Below are 20,227 nucleotides of genomic sequence, written 5' to 3'. Positions count from 1 at the left end.
CCGATGGATGCCGCCCGCCTGATCGCCTGGGATCACGAGCTCCGGTCGGCGCATTCCCGTCTGCGTGCAGCCCTCTCCGCCACCCGCGAAGCCCTCGTCGCGGGAGAGGACGCTCCGGATGCCACGTCGGAGCTCGTGCTGTACTGCATCGGCTTCTGCGCAGCTCTCGACGGCCACCACGGCGCCGAGGACCGTCAGCTCTTCCCCGCTCTGCGCGCGGAGCAGCCGGAGCTCGGTGGAGTCATCGACAAGCTCATGCAGGACCACTCGATGCTCGCCCACCTGCTCGCCTCGCTGCGCAGTGCCGCCGAGCGCGGTGACGGCGCCGCGGCGATCGGCGGGCACCTCGACGGGATCGCCGCGATCATGGAGTCGCATTTCCGCTTCGAGGAGCGCGAGATCCTCGACCCCCTGCGTGCACTGGTGCTCGAGGGCGATGTGAAGAGCGTGCTCGGCCCGCTCTGAGCTCCCGGGTCCTGCGAACGGGTCCGGAACCTGCGGAGGGTCAGGTCAGCTGCGGAAGAAGGCGACGCCCAGATCGGGATGATCGACGAACACGCCGTCGATGCCCTGGCGTGCGATGACGCCCCATTCCGCCTCGTAGTCGCCGTAGGCGCCGCGTCCGCCCGAGCCGCGGAACTCCGGCGCGAGGAAGGCGTTCTCCGGTCGGCACGTCCACGTGAACACCTGCAGGCCTCGTGCATGCGCGTCGGCCACGATCGTGTTGCCCCGGTCGAGCAGCATCTTCTTGCTCACGCTGATGCCGTCGACGCGACCGACGAGGTTGTCGAGCCCCTTCGGCGTGACCGTCTCCTTGTACGTGAGGGCGTGCTTGCCCTCAGCCACGAGGAGGTCGTACGGACGCCCCGACGCCTCGATCAGGTAGATGTACGAGGCGGAGACCCCGCGCGCGCGTAGCTGTCCGAGCACCGTCGACTCGAAGCACTCCATCACCAGCGGCAGCTCGCCTTCGGCCCATCCGGCGTCGCGCAGCTCGCGGTCGATGAGCGGGGCGAGGTCGAGGCCGATGCTCGCGAAGTACGTGGCGTGCTTGACCTCGAGCACCACACCGATCTCACGTCCGTGCTCCGCCGATCCGTCGCGCACGATGTCCAGCACATCACGCAGACGCAGGATCTGCTGGGCACCGTCGAAGCTCGCGCTCGAGGTCCGCACCTCCGGCAGCCGCTCGCGGATGCGCAGGGTCGACAGCTCCGCCCAGGTGAAGTCCTCACTGAACCATCCGGTCAGCGCCTGCCCGTCGACGCGCTTGGTCGTCTTGCGGTCGGCGAACTCCGGATGATCCGCCACATCGGTCGTGCCGGAGATCTCGTTCTCGTGCCGCACGATGAGAACGCCGTCCTTCGTCGCCACGACGTCGGGCTCGACCGCATCCACCCCCATGGCGAGAGCGAGCTCGTACGAGGAGCGGCTGTGCTCCGGACGGTAGCCGGGCGCACCGCGGTGCCCGATGACGAGGGGTGATTTCCTGGGCACGCTCTCAGCGTAGAACACCCCGGCAGCGCGCCCTCGCGAGTATCGTGGAGGAAAGAGACCTACTACCCCCCTTTGGAGTGAGGCCCACCAATGAGCAACTTCGCTTTCAACAACCCTGCTTTCCAGCAGCAGGACCCGCGCAACGTCGCGACGTACCCGGGCGGACCTCAGGCTGCCCAGGGCGCGCAGAACGCCTCGCTCCAGCACGGGGCGATGGACGCCGCGGCCAACGCGCAGCTCGAGGGCATGTACGCGGCCCCGCCAGCCGGTGCCATCGAGACCGACCGCATGTCCGTCGAGGACACCGTCTGGAAGACCGCCGGCCTGTTCGGCATCCTTCTCGTCACCGCCGCGATCGGCTGGGTGCTGACGCTCGGTGGCCTGGACGTGCCGCGCTACGACCCCTACAACCCCGCTGCCGTCAGCATGCTGCCGTGGATCGTCGGCGCCCTCGGCGGCTTCGTGCTGGCGATGGTCATCACCTTCACGTCCCGCAAGAAGGTCCGCCCGGCGCTCATCTTCGCCTACGCGGTGTTCGAGGGTCTCTTCATCGGTGGCATCTCGGCGTTCTTCGAGGTCCGCTGGCCCGGCATCGTCTTCCAGGCGACGCTCGCGACCGTCTCGGTGGTCGGTGTGACCCTTGCCCTCTTCGCGAGCGGCAAGATCCGCGCGTCGAAGAAGGCGACGAAGATCTTCATGATCGCCATGATCGGCTACCTGGTCTTCTCGCTGCTGAACCTCGTCCTCATGTGGACCGGCGTCAACACCAACGCGTTCGGCCTGTTCAGCGCCGAGATCATGGGCATCCCGCTCGGTCTGATCATCGGCGTCCTCGTCGTCATCATGGCGGCGTACTCGCTGGTGCTCGACTTCGATCAGATCCAGCAGGGCGTCCGCAACGGCGCTCCCCGCAAGTACGGCTGGCTCGGCGCTTTCGGCATCATGGTCACGGTCGTCTGGCTCTACGTCGAGATCCTGCGCATCATCGCGATCGCCCGCGGCAACAACTGACCGCGAGCCTGATCCGAACACACCTAGAGGTCCGTCTCCCCAGGGAGGCGGACCTCTTCGCATATCCGGGGGCATGCGCGCAAGGGGTTGGCACTCGGGCCGCGATGTCGGCACTGTAGAAGTCAGAAGCCCCGGCACCCCGGGGCTCCCGATCCACAGGAGCTGACCATGAGTTTTCTCGGCTTTCTTCTTCTCGGCCTCATCGCCGGAGCCATCGCCAAGCTGATCCTTCCCGGCAAGCAGGGTGGCGGCTGGTTCATCACGCTGCTCCTCGGTGTCGTCGGAGCGCTGCTGGGCGGTTGGCTCGGCAGCCTCATCCTCAACCGCCCCCTCACGGAGTTCTGGGATCTGGGCACCTGGCTCCTCGCCATCGCCGGTTCCATCATCGTGCTGCTGATCTACGGGCTGATCGCCGGTCGCGGCCAGAAGGTCAACGACTGACGCCACACGGCGCCGACGCTCGTCGCGTCACCCCGATGCCCGTCCCCGTCGGCAGCTTCGCGCTGCCGCTGGGGGCGGGCTATTTCTCTGCCCCGAGCGCCTTCCGCTCCAGCAACGACCGCTCACGGTCGTTGCCGGCGAGACCTGCGGCCACGACGAACTCGCTCCGAGCCTCTTCCTCTCGTCCGAGCCGCCGCAGCAGCTCGCCCCGCGTCGCGGGCAGCAGGTGGTAGCCACGCAACGCCCCGGAGGACGACAGCTGATCGATGATGCGCAGGGCGGATGCGGGTCCGGTGGCCATCGCGACGGCCGCTGCCCGGTTGAGCTCCACGACCGGTGACGGAGAGATGCGTCCGAGTGCCTCGTATAGCAGCACGATCCGGTCCCAGTCGGTCTCATCGATCGATGCCGCCACCGCATGGCACTCGGCGATCGCGGCCTGCAAGCAGTAGGCGCCGCGTCCACGGCCGAGCACGTCCGCCGTGGCCAGCGATGCACGACCGCGAGCGATGCGTCCTCGGTCCCAGCGTCTGCGGTCCTGATCGGCCAGGAGCACGGGGTCACCGTTGCGATCCACACGGGCGGCGAACCGCGCCGCCGTCAGTTCCATCAACGCCAGGAGGCCGTGCACCTCGGGCTCACGCGGCATCAGCGCCGCGAGCACACGGCCAAGGCGGATGGCCTCGTCGCTCAGCTCGGGTCGCATCCATTCGGGGCCACTGCTCGTCGCATGGGCCTCGTTGAAGATCAGGTACAGCACACCGAGGATGGCACCGATGCGCTGCGCACGCTCCTCGCGAGGAGGAACCTCGAAGGGCGCGTTCGCCGCGGCGAGCGTCTTCTTCGCCCGCACGATGCGCTGCTGCACAGTGGCGGTCGGCACCAGGAAGGCTCGGGCGATCTCCTCGCTCGACAGCCCTCCCACCACCCGTAGCGTCAGAGCGACCTGGGCTTCCTTGGAGAGCACCGGGTGGCAGGAGATGAAGATCAGACGCAGGACATCGTCATCGACCGTGTCCGGGTCCCACAGCGGGTCTCCCCCGTCGCGCTGCTCGCGCTCCAGGTCGTGCGCGAGCAGTGCGGCCCTCTCGTCAAGGCGCTCCTGCCGACGCCACCGGTCGATGGCCTTGCGCTTCGCGACCGCCGTGAGCCACGCCCCGGCGTTGCGCGGAACCCCCTCGGCGGGCCACTGCTGCAGTGCATCGACCAGCGCTTCCTGGGCCAGGTCTTCCGCGAGGCCGAAGTCGCCGACCATCCGCGTGAGCGCCCCGACGATGCGTGCGGACTCGATGCGCCAGACGGCAGCGACGGCGCGCTCCGCGGACCCGGGGTCGGGTGCCGAACGCGCCGTCTCGTCGTCCGCCGTGGCGTCCATCAGTGCAGCTCCATCACTGCTTCTCGATCACTGCTGGGCGCGCTGAGCCTGCTCCTCGCGCCAGCCCGCTTCCTTCTCGATCCACTCGTTGTCGGCGGGGAAGTCCTCGACGCCGGTCACGCGCCGCACCTCGAGGTACGAACCGCGTCCGAGAGGTGCACGACTCGCCCACTCCGCTGCCTCTTCCCGCGTGGGCACCTCGATGATCCAGAAGCCGTTGAACAGCTCCTTGGTCTCACCGTAGGGGCCGTCGGTGATGAGCGGCTTCTCCGTGCTGAAGTCGACGACGAAACCCTCGGACGCGTCGGTCAGCCCCTCGCCCGCGACGAGCACGCCGGCCTTGATCATGGACTCGTTGTACTTGCCCATGGCCTCGATGACCTGCTCGAACGGGGTCTCCTTGTATGCCTCGACGGCCTCGTCGGTCGCGCGCATGATGAGCATGAACTTCATGATGTTCTCCTTGTTCGAAGGGCCGTCTCTCGACCCTCTCATCAATGACGTCGAACGGGAACGGCCCGGATCGACATCATCCCGGAATTTCTTTCTGAAGAGAGTTCTCGCAGAGTCAGACGCGACGGGAAGGGCGCGCAGCGACGTCGGCGATCACCGCGGTGAGGGCGTCGAGCGAGCGCTGGGGGCTCCACGCCGCGGCGACCGATGGGGCCTCGGCGCTCAGGGCCGCGAGTCGATCGGGATCGGTCAGCAGCGCGTGGATCGCCTCTCCCAGCGCATCGACGTCACCGCTCGGGACCAGGACGCCACCGCCCTGTGCCAGCACGTCACGGATGCCGTAGCGGGCGTCGTACGACACGACGGGAGTCCCGTGCAGCAGCGACTCGACGATCGACAGCGGCTGCCCCTCGAAGGCGGTCGCCGTGACGATCATCGACGCCCGATCGAGCACGGTTCCCGGGGAATCGGTATAGCCCGCGAGCAGCACACGGTCGCCCGCGTCGAGCTCCTCGATCAGTGCGCGCAGCCGATCCTCTTCGGGCCCGCCGCCCCAGATCTCCATCCGTGCGCCGTCGACGTCTGCGGCCAGGAAGGCACGAATCGCGTGTTCGACGCGCTTGCCCGGAGCGAGGCGGCCGAGCACGACCACCAGGCCGTTCTCACGCAGATCGTCGCGACGCTCGACCGGGGCGATGGGATTCGGCACCAGGACGTGGGAGGCCGCGGATCCGAAGCGCGCCACGACGTCGTCGCGCTGCGTGGCGGTCGGCCAGATCACGGCGTCGAAGCGATCGGCCAGGCGGAACCAGCGCGTCCAGAGCGTGTTCATCGGGGCGTCCGGAGTGTACGGCGCCTCCACGTGCATGGTGTGAATCGTGTGCAGGATGCGTACTCGCGGGTCGGACCAGTCGGCGATGAGCTCGCCCAGCTGTCGGGACTCGCAGATCACGATGATCTGACGGTCGCCGAACGCCGCCGTCACCTTCTCGAGCCACGCCAGGTAGAGCCCGCGGAACCCGTGCAGCGCGCCGACGACCTCGCCCGAGGCGCCGTAGACGAGGACGGGCTCCTCGGTCAGGTGCCAGTCGGGATTGCCCGGGATGACCGGCAGCGCTGCGAACGGCCGCTCCTCGGCATCCGTCAGCACCCGGTACTCGATGTCGGGATCAGGGCCGACCGCGGCGTCGGCGGCAGCACGCAGCCAGTCGGCTGCTCCCCCGTCGGCATCCGCGGCCTCGTCGAACAGGTTCCGCATGCGCGAAGGGTCGACGAGCGCACCCTGCTCCGCGAACGTCCGTCGGTGCTCAGCGTGGTCGGCCGCGGTCCCCGGGTCGAACGTGAGCAGCTGCGGACCCGCACCGCCGCCCACCCCGGCGGCAGCGAGCTGGCGCGCGCGCGTGAGCGTCGCGATCGTGTAGCCGCCGTCCATGCCGGGGATCAGCCGGCTGGACAGCACCAGGTACTCGGCGTCGGGAAGCACCGGCGCCGCGTCGGGGAGCATCGCGCTCCCTACTCCCACTCGATCGTCCCCGGCGGCTTCGACGTGACGTCGAGCACGACGCGGTTGACGTCGCGCACGCCGTTCGTGATGCGGTTCGAGATCTTCGACAGCACGTCGTAGGGCAGACGCGTCCAGTCGGCGGTCATGGCGTCTTCACTCGACACCGGACGCAGCACGATCGGGTGACCGTAGGTACGGCCGTCGCCCTGCACGCCCACCGAACGCACGTCGGCGAGCAGCACGACGGGGCACTGCCAGATCTCCTGGTCGAGGCCCGCCTTCGTCAGTTCGTCGCGCGCGATGGCGTCGGCCTCACGCAGAATCTCGAGACGGTCAGCGGTGACCTCACCGATGATCCGGATGCCGAGACCGGGCCCCGGAAACGGCTGACGTCCGACGATCGTCTCGGGGATGCCGAGCTCGCGACCGATCGCGCGCACCTCGTCCTTGAAGAGGGCGCGCAACGGCTCGATCAGCTCGAAGTCGAGGTCGTCGGGGAGGCCGCCCACGTTGTGGTGCGACTTGATGTTCGCGGTGCCCGCACCGCCGCCGGACTCGACGACGTCGGGGTAGAGCGTGCCCTGCACGAGAAACTTCACGGGTGCGCCGCCCGAGGCCTTCGCCTCGGCGACGAGGTCGAGCTGCACCTTCTCGAACGCGCGGATGAACTCGCGTCCGATGATCTTGCGCTTCTCCTCGGGGTCGGTCACACCCTGGAGGTGACCGAGGAACGTGTCGGCTGCATCGACCGTGATGAGGCGCACACCGGTGGACTCGACGTAGTCTTTCTCGACCTGCTCGCGCTCGCCCTTGCGGAGGAGCCCGTGGTCGACGAAGACGGCCGTGAGCTGGTCGCCGATGGCCTTGTGCACGAGAGCGGTGGAGACCGCGGAATCCACGCCACCGGAGAGCGCGGAGATGACGCGGGCGTCACCGACCTGCTCGCGGATGCGCTCGATCTGCTCGGCGATCACGTTGCCGCTGTTCCAGTCCGAGGCGAGTCCGGCGCCCTTGTGCAGGAAGTTCTCCAGGACCTGCTGACCGTGGTCGGAGTGCTTGACCTCGGGGTGCCACTGCACCCCGTAGAAGCCGCGCTCGGGGTTCGCGAACGCGGCGACCTTGGTCGCTTCCGTCGTCGCGAGCACCTCGAAGCCGTCGGGGGCCTTGGCCACCTGGTCTCCGTGACTCATCCAGACGTTCTGCTGAGCGGGCTGGCCACCCAGCAGCGTGCCGCCGTCACCGCTGATGACGGCATCCGTCGCGCCGTACTCGCGCAGCCCGGTGTTCGCGACCTCGCCACCCAGTGTCTGGGCCATGTACTGGAAGCCGTAGCAGATGCCGAGAGTCGGGACGCCGAGCTCGAAGACCGCAGGGTCGAGCTTGGGCGCACCCTCCTCGTACACCGACGAAGGACCGCCGGAGAGGATGATGGCCACCGGGTTCTTGGCGGCGATCTCCTCGGCCGTGGCCGTGTGGGGCACGATCTCGCTGTACACGCCCGCTTCGCGGACTCGACGGGCGATCAGCTGCGCGTACTGCGCGCCGAAGTCGACGACGAGCGCGGGACGCTGCTGGGTCTCGGACTGTTCGGTCAACGGACACCTTCCGGGGCGGGGGTGGAGGCCTCGGCGGCCTCTCTGGTGGCGAGATAGGTCTTGACTTCACGGGCGACGACCGCCTCCATGAAGAACGACAGCAGCGGCACGACGCCGCCGAGTGCGAGCAGGATGAAGCGCGGGAAGCGCCAGCGCATCAGGCTCCACATGCGGAAGCACGCGAAGAGGTAGACGACGTAGAACCAGCCGTGCGCCACGAGGATGAACAGCGACAGGTTGAACCCGTCGCCGAGCGAGGTCATCTCGCAGGAGTTGGTCATCGGGGCGAAGAGCGACCACCACTGGCAGTCGGGACCGGCGAGCACGCCGGCGAACCAGAGCGGCCCTCCGGAGCCTCCCATGAAGAGCTCGAGGTGGATCGGCGTGTACTTCAGCACCATCTCGGTCAGCAGCAGGAGCAGCATGACTCCGGTGATGATCGACGCGATCTGGTAGAACTTCAGCGCACCGCGGATCGCCGGAAAGCTGGCGACTTTCGGTTCGGGCATGCGTCCAGTCTAGCCGCCGGGAATTCGTGTCGAATCCGGCCGCGGAGGCATCGGTCAGGAATCGAGAAGCGGGCGCGAAGCCGCCCTCGTAGCGTCGTCGTCATGAACACCACCATCGATTCCCTCACCCTCGACGTCCCCGATGTGGACGCCGCCCGCTCCTTCTACGCGCAGGCTTTCGACCTCGGCGACCGCCTGCAGTTCCGCACCGCGGATGCCGAGACCTCCGGCTTCCGCGGCTACACCCTCTCCCTCGTCGTCTCGCAGCCGGCGAACGTGCGCGCCCTCATCGACGCGGCCGTCGCCGGCGGAGCCACTGTCATCAAGCCGGTGTCGAAGTCGCTCTGGGGCGTCGGCTGCACGGTCCAGGCTCCCGACGGCGCCATCTGGAAGATCGCGACCTCCGCGAAGAAGGACACCGCTCCCCCGAGTCGCGCGGTCGACGAGATCGTGCTGCTGCTCGGCGCGGAGGACGTGGTCGCGTCGAAGACCTTTTACGCAGATCGCGGCATCCCCGTCGGCAAGAGCTTCGGGCGCAGCTATGTGCAGTTCGACACCGGAGCGAGCCCGATCGGACTCGGCCTGTACCGCCACGCTTCTCTCGCCAAGGATGCGGGTGTGCCGGCGGACGGCTCCGGGTCGCACCGGATCACGGTCAACGGCGTGCTGGGTGCGGCCGTCGATCCCGACGGCTTCGTATGGGCTCCTGTCGCGGTGAGCGCCTGAGGCTATGGCGCCTGCTGCGGGGGCGTCGCCTCGCCCGCGGTGAGAGGAAGGGCGGTGATCAGCCGCGAACCGGCGATCGCCGCGAAGAGGATCGCCGCGCTGCCGAAGAGGGGCAGCACCGCGAGCGCGAAGGCGGCGCTGACGCCGAAGCTGAACGACAGCGCGAGGAAGATCACCCACGCGGCGATGCCGACCACGACCGTCGCCCATTGCATGCGGGTCGTCCCTCGTCGCACCGCCGTCACCGTCGTCCGCCGCCCCTGCCGCATGACATCTTCGCCCCAGCGATGACCGTCCCACCACCGCTGTGTCTGCCGCGCGACCTCGTACCAGCCGGCGCCGGTCGGCTCACGGACGGTGGCCTTGTCTCGCATCCTGGAAATCTAGCACTCGCCCCCAGCCGGGGCGGGAGACGACGAAGGCCGCCGGGATCGCTCCCGACGGCCTTCGCCTGTGTCATACGACGAGCGGATCAGAACTACTCTTCCCGCATCAGAACCACCGCGTGAGGAGCTCCCAGAGCCAGTCGAGGATCGCACCGATGATGCCGCCCGCGCGGTTGACGGTGACGGTGGCGGTGGCCGCGTCCCCGTCGGCCTGCGACGCAGCGACCGTGTACTTGCCCGAGGGAGCGCTCTTCGGCACGGTGACCGAAGTGCTGAACGTGCCGTCTGCACCCACCTGGACGGTGCCGACCTGGACCGGCTTGCCCTTCTTCGGACGCAGCTCGATCGACACGGTCTCGCCGGGCACGTAGCCCTCACCGGTGACCTTGAGGCTCTTGCCCGCGGTCACCTTGGACGAGCCGAGGGCGATCGATCCGGCGAACTCCTCTTCGCCCGCGATCGTGAACGGCACCTGCACCGTGGTTCCGGTACCGGCGACGGCCACGGTGAGCACCTGCTCACCGAAGACCCCGGACGGAACCGTGAAGGTCAGGCTGGCACGCCCGCCCTCGTCGGTGGTGTCGACGACGGCCGGGTCGACCGCGCCGGCCGCGAGCTGCGTACCGCCGAGCGACAGCGACACCTCACCCGGAGCGGGCTCACCGGCGCTGAACGCCAGCGAGGAGAGCGACACGGTCACCTGGTCGCCGGCGCTGTAGCCGTCGGCATCCGCGGGGGTGACCGCCACGCCGACCGCACGCTGAGCGTAGTCGGGGCTCGCGGTCTTGTTCGCGTCGAACCAGTCGACCATGGACTGCAGGTCGATCTTGCCGGTGTCGCGCTTGCCCGTGCCCTCCTTGAAGGTGAAGAAGTTGTCTCCACCCGCGGCGAGGAACGAGTTGGCTGCGACCGTGTAGTTCGCCGCCGGGTCGAGCGGTGTGCCGTTGAGCGTGATCGACGTGATCCGCGAACCCTGTGCCGCGGCGGGGTCGTAGGTGTAGACCAGCCCCTCCGAGACGCCGAGCTTCAGGAACGGACGCGCCGAGCCCGCCGGCTGCCACTGCTCCTCGAGAACGCCCTTCAGCTGCGCACCCGTGAGCGTCAGCGTCACCAGCGTGTTGGCGAACGGCTGGACCGTCGCCGCCTCGCGGTAGGTGACGTTGCCGTCGGGGTCGGATGCTCCGGCCGAGGCGTACGTGAGGTTCGCGCGGATTCCACCCGGGTTCATGATCGCCACATCGGCGCCCGTGGACCACTTCTGCACGTCGGCGACGAAGTTGCCGATGGTGGACTCGCCACCGCGGTTCTCCGATCCGTTCGTCTGACGTGCGCGGTTGAAGTCGGCCGTGATGTCTCCGACCTTGATCGCGCCGAGCACATCGGCCTCGGCCTTCGCCTTGGCGACGATGTCGGCCACCTCGGGGACAGCCGGGTACAGCGGCTTGCCCGCAGCGGTGAGGGGCTTGATCTCATTCGTGATCGAGATCAGGTCCTTCGTCTTCGGGTCGACCTGGATGTTCATCAGGCCCAGGTTCTCGCCGTACTGCCCCGCGGACACGACCGGACGGCCGTCGATCACGTGGTTGTAGGCGAGGTGGGTGTGCGCCGAGACGATGGCGTCCACGTCGTCATCGACCCCGTACACGATCTCGCCGAGAGGCGAGTCCGGGGTGATGCTGGACACGGCGGTGCTGGATGCCCCCTCGTGCACGAGCAGGATGACGACATCCGCCTCACCGTTGGACTCGTCGCCGTCACGCAGGTCGTCGGCCACCGCGTTCACGGAGTCGACGATGCTGCGGACCTCGAGGTCCTTGATGCCCTCGGGCGACACGAGCGAGTCGAGGTCTTCGGTGACCGCACCGACGAAACCGACCCGCACGCCGTCGAGCTCCTTCACCCATGCCGGTGCGAGCGCGGGCTCGCCGGTCTCGGTGACGAACACGTTCGAGGAGATGTACTCCCAGTCCGCGCGCTCCTGCACACGATCGCGCAGGTCTTCCCAGCCCTGGTCGAACTCGTGGTTGCCCGCCGCGCTGACGTCGAGGCCGGCCGCGTTGAGTGCGTCGATCGTGGGGTTGTCGTCGTTGATGAACGAGGTGAACGTCGATGCGCCGATCAGGTCACCGGCTCCGGCGAAGATCGTGTTCGGGTTCGCCTCACGGAACTGCTTGACTGCACCGGCCAGCACCGCCGCCCCCGCGGCAGCGCCGTCGGCCTCGATCCGACCGTGGAAGTCGTTGACCGTGACGACGTCGATGCTCACCGGCGGGATCTCCGAGGAGACGCCGACGATGATCGGGTCGTGGTCGCTGGAACGGTAGGGCGTTCCCGACTCGGTGGCGCCGAACGCGTAGCCGCGGTCGCTCCACTCCGGCGAGTTGATTCCCCACACACCTGCACCGGTGATCGACGAGGCGAGCGACGGCGACGCGATCACGTGGTCGAGCGAGCCGAGCTCGCCGTCGAACGTGTACGTGTACTGCCCGGAGGCCTTGTCGGCGACCAGATCGCTCCACCCGTTCGAGGTGAACACGTCGATCGGGTCTTCCTTGCCGTAGGCGTTGAAGTCGCCGATCAGCAGCATGTCGCCGCTGCCGGTGGTTTCCTCGAGCTGTTCGGTGAAGGCGAGGATCGCGTTCGCCTGCTTCACGCGGTCGGCGTTGAAGAAGCCCTGGCCGTCGGCCGGTTCGGCTCCTGCACCCTCGGGCGGCGACTTCGACTTCAGGTGGTTCGCGACGACCGTCACGACGCGGCCGTCGATGTCGAACGCCTGCGCGATCGGCTCGCGGGCGTTGCCCCATACGGTCTCGTCGGTGACGGTGACGCTGTCGCCGACCCGCTTGACCGCATCCTTCTTGTAGATGATCGCGTTGGTGATGAAGTCGGTCGTCGCCGCGTTGTTCAGAGCGGCGGGCGTGGGCACGTACCCCCACACGTCGCTGCCGGCGTCGGCGTTGAGCCCGGCGACCAGGTCTTTGAGGGCGGTGTCGATGGGCTTGCCCAGCTGCACCGAGTTCTCGATCTCCATGAGCGACACGATGTCCGCATCCAGCCCGTTGATCGCCGCGACGATCTTGGACTTCTGGATCGCGAACTGCGCCGCGTTCGCCGCACCTCGGGCGTTGGAGTTCTCACTCTTCAGCGTCGTGAAGTAGTTGTAGACGTTGAAGGACGCGACCTGGACGTCGCCGCCCACGGTCGGTGCACTCTCGGTGCGCGGGTTCGTCGCCTCGAAACCGACCTTGAGGTCGGCGGACGAAGAGTCGTCGATCGGCACGACCGGCTGCAGACGCCAGTCGTTGAAGCCCCACTGCAGCACGTAGCCGTTGTCGCCGAAGTCGACGGTGTCGCCGTTGCGGACCACCGTGTCCTTGGTGAAGTAGGGCTGCTCGCCGGGGTGCCCGCTGTTGGACACCTGGATGGACCAGCCGTCGTCGAGCAGGATGCGGTTGGCGCGGTTGGCTGCGGCGATCGCTGCAGCGGCGTCGCCCGGACGGGTGGTCTCTGTGCTCTTCACGGCGAGCGCGTCACCGGCGTTGAGCCAGAGCGCGCCGAAGTTGAACAGCTGGTGGCTCGAGGCGAGACGGTAGTTCCCCTCCGGAGCAACGTACATGTTCTCGTACTGCTCACGGTCGGCACCCTGCACCGTGGCGGGCAGCGGCGTGACGGCGGGCACTCCGACGCCGGCGGTGAGGACCTCGACGTCGGCGGCCGCGGCCGGATTGATCTGCGTCTGTCCGAAGTACTCGCTCACGGAGCCCGTCACCGAGACGAGGTCACCGATCGCGAGCGTCGGGGTCAGGGCGTTCAGGAAGACGAACACGCCGTCGGAGGCACCGGGCGTCGCATCCGTCGCGCCGCCGGAGCCCTGGGTCTGGATGACGATGCCCTTGTAGCCGCCGGTGCGGTAGTCGGCCGTGACGACGCCCTCGACCTGCACGGTCTGACCGTTCAGCGGGGAGACGTCGGTCGAGCCCTGGACCTCGGCGATGGTGGCCTTCGTCGGATCCGTGCCGGGACCTGTGCCCGGGTCGGTGTCGCCGGAGTTCTGCGGCGTGATCGTGGGCGAGAGCGTGAAGTCGGCGCTGTTGACGTCGGTGTCGACGCCGCCGGTGCGGTTGAGCGACTTGACGTCGGTGTTGCCCGTGGGCGCGGTGGCCGCCGTGCCCTCGAAGGTGTTGGAGGAGCCGTAGCCGAGCAGGTCGACGACGCCGTCGACGCCCACGACCGAGCCAGGAGTGAGGCTCACGGCGGCGGTGCCCTCGACGAGCGCGAGCGTGCCGTTGGTGCCACTCGGGGTCAGGGTGCTGACGGCGTCCGGTGCGGGCAGCTCGGCGCCGTTCGCACCGTTGCTGTTGCCCTGCACCAGGTAGTAGCCGCCGGCGGGGATCACACCGGTGAGCGGAGCCACGCCATTGAACGCCGCTGTTCCGTTCGCCGAACGGTACTGCAGCGACATGCCGTCGAGGGTGACAGGGGCGGACGTGGGGTTGTACAGCTCGACGAACTTGTTCTTGAACGCCGCTCCCGCGCTGCCGCCGGAGAGATACGCCTCGTTGATCACCACCCCCGTACCCGTGGTGTCGGCGGTGGCGGGAACGGCGGCCAGCGAGCCGAGGCTCAGCGCGGCGACGCAGGTCACGGCGAGAGCGCCGATGCGCCCCCGACTTCTACGGTGCGAGACGGGAGCCACACGGCCCTCATCGTCTGGAGCGGACATCATCGGTGCTGTCTCCTCGGTCGGGTGCGACACTTCTCAGGACTGTCACGGCACACAGGGGAAACTCCCAGCGTGCTCACATGGTTGCGAGCATACGGAGCGGTCCCGACATCCTCAACGGAGTTTTCCGATTCGTCATCCAGCGCTCACCGGATGGCCCGAGCGACCCCTGACGAAGGTCTCTAACCGGATCGGCCAGCGCACAATTGCGCAGGCCCGAGCGCGCGGATGCGCGGGCGCTCAGACGACGGGGTCGGCCCCCGCCGCATCCTCGAACTCCTCGACTTCGCGCTCCCAGGCGTCCTTGGCCAAGCGGTACCAGAGGTAGAACGCGAAGCCGGCGAAGATCGCCCACTCGACGGCGTAGAAGACGTTGAGCCAGTTGACCGGCGACATCTCATCGGGCGCCGGCGAGGAGATGTCGACCAGCCCTGCCGTCGCGGTGGTGGAGGCGAGGTACGGACGGTAGACGTCGAGCTCCTCGACGTCGTGCCAGCGACTCAGGAGCGCGGCAGGCGACATCCGATCCAGTCGCTGCGGATCGGAGTGCGGCGGCACCCGAGGACCCTCATCCGAGATGATGCGCCCGGTGACGGCGACCTCGGAGCCGTCGGCCCCGGCCTCGAGCTCCTTCACCGCCGCGTCTGCGGACTCCCTGTCCGGCGCCCAGCCGATCGCCACGGCGATGGAGACGCGCTCATCGACGCGCAGCTGCCCGGTGACCCAGTACCCTTCGACGTCGTCGTTGAAGCGGCTCGACACGACGATGAAGTCCTCGGGGACCCAGGCGCCGGAGGTCTCGACGCGCTGCCCCACGAGCGGCTCGGGAAGGTACGCTCCCGGCTCGAGCACGTCGGTGAGCTGCTGCACCTCCTCGGTGGCACCGGGGGCGGGCGGATCGGTCTCGATCGCGCGCTCCAGCTGCCACTGACCGAGCCAGGCGAACACGCCCGCCACGAGGAGGCAGAGCAGAAGCATCCCGATCCAGCGTCCCCGGAGCATGACCTCGCGGAGGGTCGGGGGGAACAGGGCAGGAGTGGTCACGGTGACGCGCAGAACCCTCAGGCCTCGTACGGTGCGAGCACGACCTCGACCCGCTGGAACTCCTTGAGGTCGGAGTACCCGGTGGTCGCCATCGACTTGCGCAGCGCGCCGATGAGGTTCGCGGTGCCGTCTGCCACGGGCGCCGGGCCGTAGAGGATCTCCTCGAGCGTGCCGATGCCGCCGACCTCCACACGGTGGCCGCGCGGCAGCTTCGGGTGATGCGCCTCGGGGCCCCAGTGGAAGCCGCGACCCGGCGCGTCGGTGGCGCGGGCGAGCGCGACGCCGAGCATGACCGCGTCGGCACCCATCGCGAGAGCTTTGACGATGTCGCCGGAGGTGCCGACGCCACCATCGGCGATCACGTGCACGTAGCGTCCGCCGGACTCGTCGAGGTAGTCGCGGCGCGCGGCGGCGACGTCGGAGACCGCGGTCGCCATCGGCGCGTGGATGCCCAGGGTTGCACGGGTCGTCGACGCCGCTCCCCCGCCGAAGCCGACGAGCACGCCGGCGGCGCCCGTGCGCATCAGGTGGAGGGCCGCGGTGTACGTCGCCGCACCGCCCACGATGACGGGCACGTCGAGGTCGTAGATGAACTTCTTGAGGTTGAGGGGTTCGGCCACACTCGACACGTGCTCTGCCGACACCGTGGTGCCGCGGATCACGAACAGGTCCACACCCGCAGCGGCGACCGTGTCGTAGTACTCCTGGGTGCGCTGCGGGGTCAGGGAGCCTGCGACGGTGACCCCGGCCTCGCGGATCTCGGCGAGACGGCTGGTGATGAGTTCGGGCTTGATGGGCTCGGAGTACAGCTCCTGCATCCGCACCGTGGCCTTGGCGTCGTCGAGACCGGCGATCTCCGCCAGCAGCGGCTCGGGGTTCTCATAGCGCGTCCAGAGACCTTCGAGGTCGAGCACTCCGAGTCCGCCGAGCTGGCCGAGCATGATCGCCGTCTGCGGGCTCACGACCGAGTCCATCGGTGCGCCGAGCACCGGGATCTCGAAGCCGAAGGCATCGATCGTCCAGGCGGTCGACACGTCCTCCGGGTTGCGCGTGCGCCGCGAAGGCACCACCGCGATGTCATCGAACGTGTACGCGCGGCGTGCACGCTTTCCTCGGCCGAGCTCGATCTCCATGGTCACCCCACCAGCCTACCCGGCGGCCGGAGCGGCCCGTGCTGGGAGACTGGATCCGAGACCGGGAGGCAGCATGAGGGCAGAGGACGTGGACGTCGTCGTCGTGGGCGGCGGCGTCATGGGGTTGGCCACGGCCTGGGAACTCGTGCGTCGAGGCCTCCGCCCCATGGTGGTGGAACGATTCGCCCGCGGCCACCACGAAGGCGCGTCGCACGGCGCGACCCGCAACTTCAACAACGCCTACGACGAGGAGCACTACCTCGATCTGCTGGTACGCGCCCGCCACGGGTGGGATGCCCTCGGTGACGTCGACGGCGAACCTCTCCTGCGCCTGCACGGGCTCGTCACCCACGGCGGCCTCGACATCGCCGCCGTGCACACGGGCCTCGACAGCCGCGGCATCCCGAATGCCGTCCTCTCCCCCTCCGAGGCGGGTGCCCGATGGCCGGGGATGCGCTTCGACGGCGACGTGCTGTGGTCTTCCGACGCCGGAGTCGTGCGCGCGGCGGAGACACTGCGGGAGCTGGAACGGCGGATCGTCGTCGGAGGCGGCGAGGTGCGCTGGAACACACCGGTCGCGCGCATCGACGAGGACCAGGACGGTGTCGAGATCAGCCTCGCCGACGGCGGCCTGCTGCGGGCCGAGACGGTCGTCGTGACCGCCGGCGCCTGGACGCGGACGCTCCTCCCGCGCCTCGAGCTGCCGCGCCTCACCGTGACCGAAGAGACACCGGCGCACTTCCGGCCGTCGACGGATGCGCCGTGGCCGTCGTTCAACCACTACGTCGACCCTGCGGCCTACCCCGCGACCGTGTACGGCATGCCCACGCCCGGCGAAGGTGTGAAGGTCGGCTTCCACCGCGTCGGCGACGAGGTAGACCCCGATGCCCGCCCGCACCTGCCGACGCATCAGCGCGCGCTCTCGGACTACGTGCGGGAGTGGATGCCGGGCCTCGACCCGACGTCGGCGGCACCGATCAGCTGCACCTACACCTCGACCGACGACGGGACCTTCGTGCTCGATCGCCGCGGTCGGATCGTGGTCGGTGCCGGGTTCTCCGGCCACGGTTTCAAGTTCGCGCCGGGCGTCGGCGGGGTCCTCGCCGACCTCGCGATCGACCCCGCCGCGCGCGCCGCCGCGCCCTTCCGGTTGCCCTGAACGGCGCCGGTCGTCAGCGGGTGCGCGCCACCCGCTTCTCGTCCCACACCGGCTCGTCCGACTCGTAGACCTCGCCGTCCGAACCGAACACCAGGAACCGGTCGAACGAGCGGGCGAACCAGCGGTCGTGCGTGACCGCCAGCACCGTGCCCGCGAACCGCGCGAGCGCCTGCTCGAGCGCCTCGGCCGATTCCAGGTCGAGGTTGTCCGTCGGCTCGTCCAGCAGCAGCAGCGTCGCACCGGAGAGCTCCAGCAGCAGCACCTGGAACCGCGCCTGCTGTCCGCCCGAGAGCGAGTCGAACGTCTGCTGGGCCTGGCGCACGAGGCCGTAGCGATCGAGCGCCGAGCTCGCGGCATCACGCGGCATCCCGGCACGACGGTCGTCTCCGCGGTGCAGGATCTCCAGCAGCGTGCGTCCGACGAACTCCGGATGCGCGTGCGTCTGCGCGAACAGACCGGGCACCACCCGTGCACCGAGCGCGGCCGTGCCGGTGTGCTCCACCGGGCTCAGCTGCTCCCCGGTCGAGGTGACGTGACCGAGCGTGGAGTCGGGGTCGCTGCCGCCGCGCGCGAGCAGCCTCAGGAAGTGCGACTTGCCCGATCCGTTCGAGCCGAGCACCGCCACCCGGTCGCCGTACCAGACCTCGGCGTCGAACGGGCGCATGAGCCCGGTCAGCTCCAGGCGCTGCGCGACCACGGCGCGCTTGCCGGTACGTGCGCCCCGCAGACGCATGTCGAAGTCCTGCGAGGGCGGACGCTCCTCGGGTGGTCCCACCTCCTCGAACTTGCGCAGACGGGTCTGCGCCGCCTGATACCGAGAGGCGAAGCCGTCGTTCGCCGAGGCCTTCACCTTGAGGTTCGCCACCAGGGTACGCAGCTTCTCGTGTTGTTCGTCCCAGCGCCGGCGCAACTCGTCGAGCCGGTCCATCCGGTCGGTTCTCGCCTGTTGGTAGGTGCCGAACCCGCCGCCGTGCACCCAGGCGGTGGCGCCGGCGCCCCCGGGCTCGAGCGTGACGAGCCGATCAGCAGCGCGTGCGAGCAGCTCGCGGTCGTGCGACACCAGCAGCACGGTCTTCGGTGTCTGACGCAGCTGCTCCTCGAGCCACCGCTTGGTGGGCACGTCGAGGTAGTTGTCCGGCTCGTCGAGCAGCAGCACCTCGTCGGGGCCGCGCAGGAGAGCCTCGAGCGCCAGCCGCTTCTGCTCACCACCGGAGAGGGTCGTGAGCTCGCGATACCTGGCGCGCTCGTACGGCACGCCGAGCGCCGCGACCGTGCACTGGTCCCAGACGGTCTCGTGCTCGTAGCCGCCCGCATCCGCGTACTCGGCGATCGCCGACGCGTACGCCATCTGCGTGTCGTGCTCATCGCGTTCGATCAGCGCGTTCTCGGCCGCTTCGAGGGCCTCGGCCGCCGTGCGGATGCGCGCCGGGGCGACACGCACCAGCAGCTGATGCACGGTCTCGCCCGCCTCTCCGTGACCGACGAACTGGTCCATCACTCCGAGCCCGCCGTCGATCGTCACGACGCCGTCATCGGCCGCCTGATCGCCGCGGATGATCCGGAGCAGGGTGGTCTTGCCCGCTCCATTCGGACCGATCAGCGCACTGGTGGAGCCGGCGCCGACTCTGAACGTCGCCTCATCGAGAAGCGGTCTGCCGTCTGGGAGCGTCAGGGAGACGCTGGATACATCGATATAGCCCACGGTGCGTGGCCGTCCTTCCGCCCGCGCATGCCGAGCCGACCAGGCTATCAGTCCGGAGCGACCACGCTCCGGACTGCGCTCAGACGAGAGCGCTCGACGTCGGCACGGGAGCGGCGAACAGATCGAGCACGGGGCAGTGCGCGTCGACGACCGCGCGCAGGTTCTCGTACTGCTCAGCCGTGTCAGGGCCCGTGATGTCGACGGATACCCGCACGTCGTGGAATCCGGCGCGCCCCGACTCGTCGATGCCGAAGAGCTTGCGCACATCGAGGTCGCCCTCCGCCGTGATCTCGATCTCGTCGATCGTGAGTCCGAGAGCCTGCGCGTAGAGCCGGTAGACGACCACCTGGCAGGAGACGAGGGCGCCCAGCGCGTACTCGACCGGGCTGGCTGCGACGTCGTCACCAGCCAGCGCCCCCGGCTCGTCGACGAGGAAGCGGTGCTTTCCCGCGCGGATCTCGGTCGCGACCGATCCGATGCCGCGTCCGCTCACCCGATACGTGAGCTGGGCGTTCGCGTCGTCCGTCGCGATCCTCTCGTTCCACGCGGCGCCGGCGTCAGTGAGTCGCTGCGCGCGCTCGACAGGGGTGACATCGGCGATGCCGGCGAGCTGGTCCTGGAGAAGAGTCATGGCCCGACGGTAGTGAGGCGTGAGGTCGCGCTGCCGGCGGCCCGTCATCCGACTTCACACCCGGACACAGAGCGTCACGGTGCCGAGACCTCCGCCTGGTTTCAGCGCCGCAGTTGCTCGATGCGCTCGGACTCGCCCCAGGCGCTGAGAGACGAGTTCCACCCTCAGGCGATAGCTGAGCAGCAGACCGGATGCGATTGCCCCATCAGCTCCGGATGCGCGCACCGTCTGCGCGACCTCCGGCGTTCCACGAGGAGGGATTCGAGAGCATCCTTTCCGTCGAGCTGCGACCTGACCAGAGCCTTTGCCTGCTCCCGGGTCACCAGGATCACGCACTG

General features: G+C 68.9%; 17 protein-coding genes. 5 read left to right on the top strand and 12 right to left on the bottom strand.

Features of this window, described 5'->3' with window-relative positions; translation table 11 throughout:
* Positions 1 to 3 precede the first annotated feature (3 nt).
* Positions 4 to 465 carry a hemerythrin domain-containing protein gene (locus ACFVWL_RS12305; RefSeq protein WP_387182936.1) on the top strand — a complete coding sequence of 154 codons (462 nt, stop codon included), beginning with the start codon at positions 4 to 6 and terminating at the stop codon, positions 463 to 465.
* A 45-nt stretch (positions 466 to 510) separates the two neighbouring features.
* Here the strand turns inward: ACFVWL_RS12305 and ACFVWL_RS12300 are convergent, their stop codons facing one another.
* A complete protein-coding gene (locus tag ACFVWL_RS12300; RefSeq protein ID WP_387182934.1) occupies positions 511 to 1,497 on the bottom strand; it encodes a glycerophosphodiester phosphodiesterase family protein in 987 nt (328 codons plus the stop codon).
* A gap of 90 nt (positions 1,498 to 1,587) precedes the next feature.
* Here ACFVWL_RS12300 and ACFVWL_RS12295 point away from each other — a divergent pair, with 90 nt between their 5' ends.
* On the top strand, positions 1,588 to 2,508 hold the full coding sequence (locus tag ACFVWL_RS12295; protein WP_387182931.1) for a Bax inhibitor-1/YccA family protein: 921 nt from the start codon (positions 1,588 to 1,590) through the stop codon (positions 2,506 to 2,508).
* Between the two features lie 168 nt (positions 2,509 to 2,676).
* Positions 2,677 to 2,949 carry a GlsB/YeaQ/YmgE family stress response membrane protein gene (locus ACFVWL_RS12290; protein ID WP_017203627.1) on the top strand — a complete coding sequence of 91 codons (273 nt, stop codon included), beginning with the start codon at positions 2,677 to 2,679 and terminating at the stop codon, positions 2,947 to 2,949.
* Between the two features lie 79 nt (positions 2,950 to 3,028).
* On the opposite strand, the gene ACFVWL_RS12285 is transcribed toward ACFVWL_RS12290, so the two are convergent.
* The 5 genes from ACFVWL_RS12285 to ACFVWL_RS12265 all read right to left on the bottom strand — a co-directional run bounded on the left by ACFVWL_RS12285 (position 3,029) and on the right by ACFVWL_RS12265 (position 8,385).
* The gene (locus ACFVWL_RS12285) at positions 3,029 to 4,324 is read right to left on the bottom strand and encodes an RNA polymerase sigma factor (protein ID WP_387182928.1); all 1,296 of its coding nucleotides are present in this window, start codon (positions 4,322 to 4,324) and stop codon (positions 3,029 to 3,031) included.
* 27 nt (positions 4,325 to 4,351) lie between these two features.
* Positions 4,352 to 4,777, bottom strand: a complete 426-nt coding sequence (locus ACFVWL_RS12280; protein ID WP_387182925.1) for a YciI family protein — start codon at positions 4,775 to 4,777, stop codon at positions 4,352 to 4,354.
* 115 nt (positions 4,778 to 4,892) lie between these two features.
* Positions 4,893 to 6,281: a glycosyltransferase gene (locus tag ACFVWL_RS12275; RefSeq protein WP_387182922.1), complete on the bottom strand. Its 1,389-nt coding sequence runs from the start codon at positions 6,279 to 6,281 to the stop codon at positions 4,893 to 4,895.
* Between the two features lie 8 nt (positions 6,282 to 6,289).
* Entirely contained in the window at positions 6,290 to 7,876 is a 1,587-nt protein-coding gene (gene guaA / locus ACFVWL_RS12270; protein WP_387182919.1) for a glutamine-hydrolyzing GMP synthase, read from the bottom strand.
* Positions 7,873 to 8,385 (bottom strand): DUF3817 domain-containing protein, encoded by a 513-nt coding sequence (locus tag ACFVWL_RS12265; RefSeq protein WP_387182917.1) that lies wholly within the window; start codon positions 8,383 to 8,385, stop codon positions 7,873 to 7,875. The genes guaA and ACFVWL_RS12265 overlap by 4 nt, the downstream gene beginning before the upstream one ends.
* A 102-nt stretch (positions 8,386 to 8,487) precedes the next feature.
* On the opposite strand from ACFVWL_RS12265, the gene ACFVWL_RS12260 reads away from it, so the two are divergent.
* Positions 8,488 to 9,111 (top strand): glyoxalase, encoded by a 624-nt coding sequence (locus tag ACFVWL_RS12260; protein WP_387182914.1) that lies wholly within the window; start codon positions 8,488 to 8,490, stop codon positions 9,109 to 9,111.
* 2 nt (positions 9,112 to 9,113) lie between these two features.
* On the opposite strand, the gene ACFVWL_RS12255 is transcribed toward ACFVWL_RS12260, so the two are convergent.
* The 4 genes from ACFVWL_RS12255 to ACFVWL_RS12240 form a co-directional block, all read right to left on the bottom strand.
* The gene (locus ACFVWL_RS12255) at positions 9,114 to 9,485 is read right to left on the bottom strand and encodes a hypothetical protein (protein WP_387182912.1); all 372 of its coding nucleotides are present in this window, start codon (positions 9,483 to 9,485) and stop codon (positions 9,114 to 9,116) included.
* Between the two features lie 118 nt (positions 9,486 to 9,603).
* Entirely contained in the window at positions 9,604 to 14,223 is a 4,620-nt protein-coding gene (locus ACFVWL_RS12250) for an ExeM/NucH family extracellular endonuclease (protein ID WP_387182909.1), read from the bottom strand.
* 237 nt (positions 14,224 to 14,460) lie between these two features.
* Positions 14,461 to 15,222 (bottom strand): SURF1 family protein, encoded by a 762-nt coding sequence (locus ACFVWL_RS12245; RefSeq protein WP_387183624.1) that lies wholly within the window; start codon positions 15,220 to 15,222, stop codon positions 14,461 to 14,463.
* A 59-nt stretch (positions 15,223 to 15,281) separates the two neighbouring features.
* On the bottom strand, positions 15,282 to 16,397 hold the full coding sequence (locus ACFVWL_RS12240) for a GuaB3 family IMP dehydrogenase-related protein (protein WP_387183621.1): 1,116 nt from the start codon (positions 16,395 to 16,397) through the stop codon (positions 15,282 to 15,284).
* A gap of 73 nt (positions 16,398 to 16,470) precedes the next feature.
* Between ACFVWL_RS12240 and ACFVWL_RS12235 the strand changes: the two genes are divergently transcribed.
* The gene (locus tag ACFVWL_RS12235) at positions 16,471 to 17,556 is read left to right on the top strand and encodes an FAD-dependent oxidoreductase (protein WP_387182906.1); all 1,086 of its coding nucleotides are present in this window, start codon (positions 16,471 to 16,473) and stop codon (positions 17,554 to 17,556) included.
* Positions 17,557 to 17,569: 13 nt separating this feature from the next.
* Here ACFVWL_RS12235 and ACFVWL_RS12230 read toward each other — a convergent pair whose 3' ends face one another.
* Positions 17,570 to 19,258, bottom strand: a complete 1,689-nt coding sequence (locus ACFVWL_RS12230; RefSeq protein ID WP_387182903.1) for an ABC-F family ATP-binding cassette domain-containing protein — start codon at positions 19,256 to 19,258, stop codon at positions 17,570 to 17,572.
* A 79-nt stretch (positions 19,259 to 19,337) separates the two neighbouring features.
* On the bottom strand, positions 19,338 to 19,889 hold the full coding sequence (locus ACFVWL_RS12225) for an OsmC family protein (RefSeq protein WP_387182900.1): 552 nt from the start codon (positions 19,887 to 19,889) through the stop codon (positions 19,338 to 19,340).
* Positions 19,890 to 20,227 lie beyond the last annotated feature (338 nt).

The sequence above is a fragment of the Microbacterium sp. NPDC058269 genome, from assembly GCF_042881445.1.
In the GTDB taxonomy this organism is placed as follows: domain Bacteria; phylum Actinomycetota; class Actinomycetes; order Actinomycetales; family Microbacteriaceae; genus Microbacterium.
The sequence above is the reverse complement of the archived record's forward strand: the minus strand, read 5'-3'. Positions and strand labels throughout refer to the sequence as shown.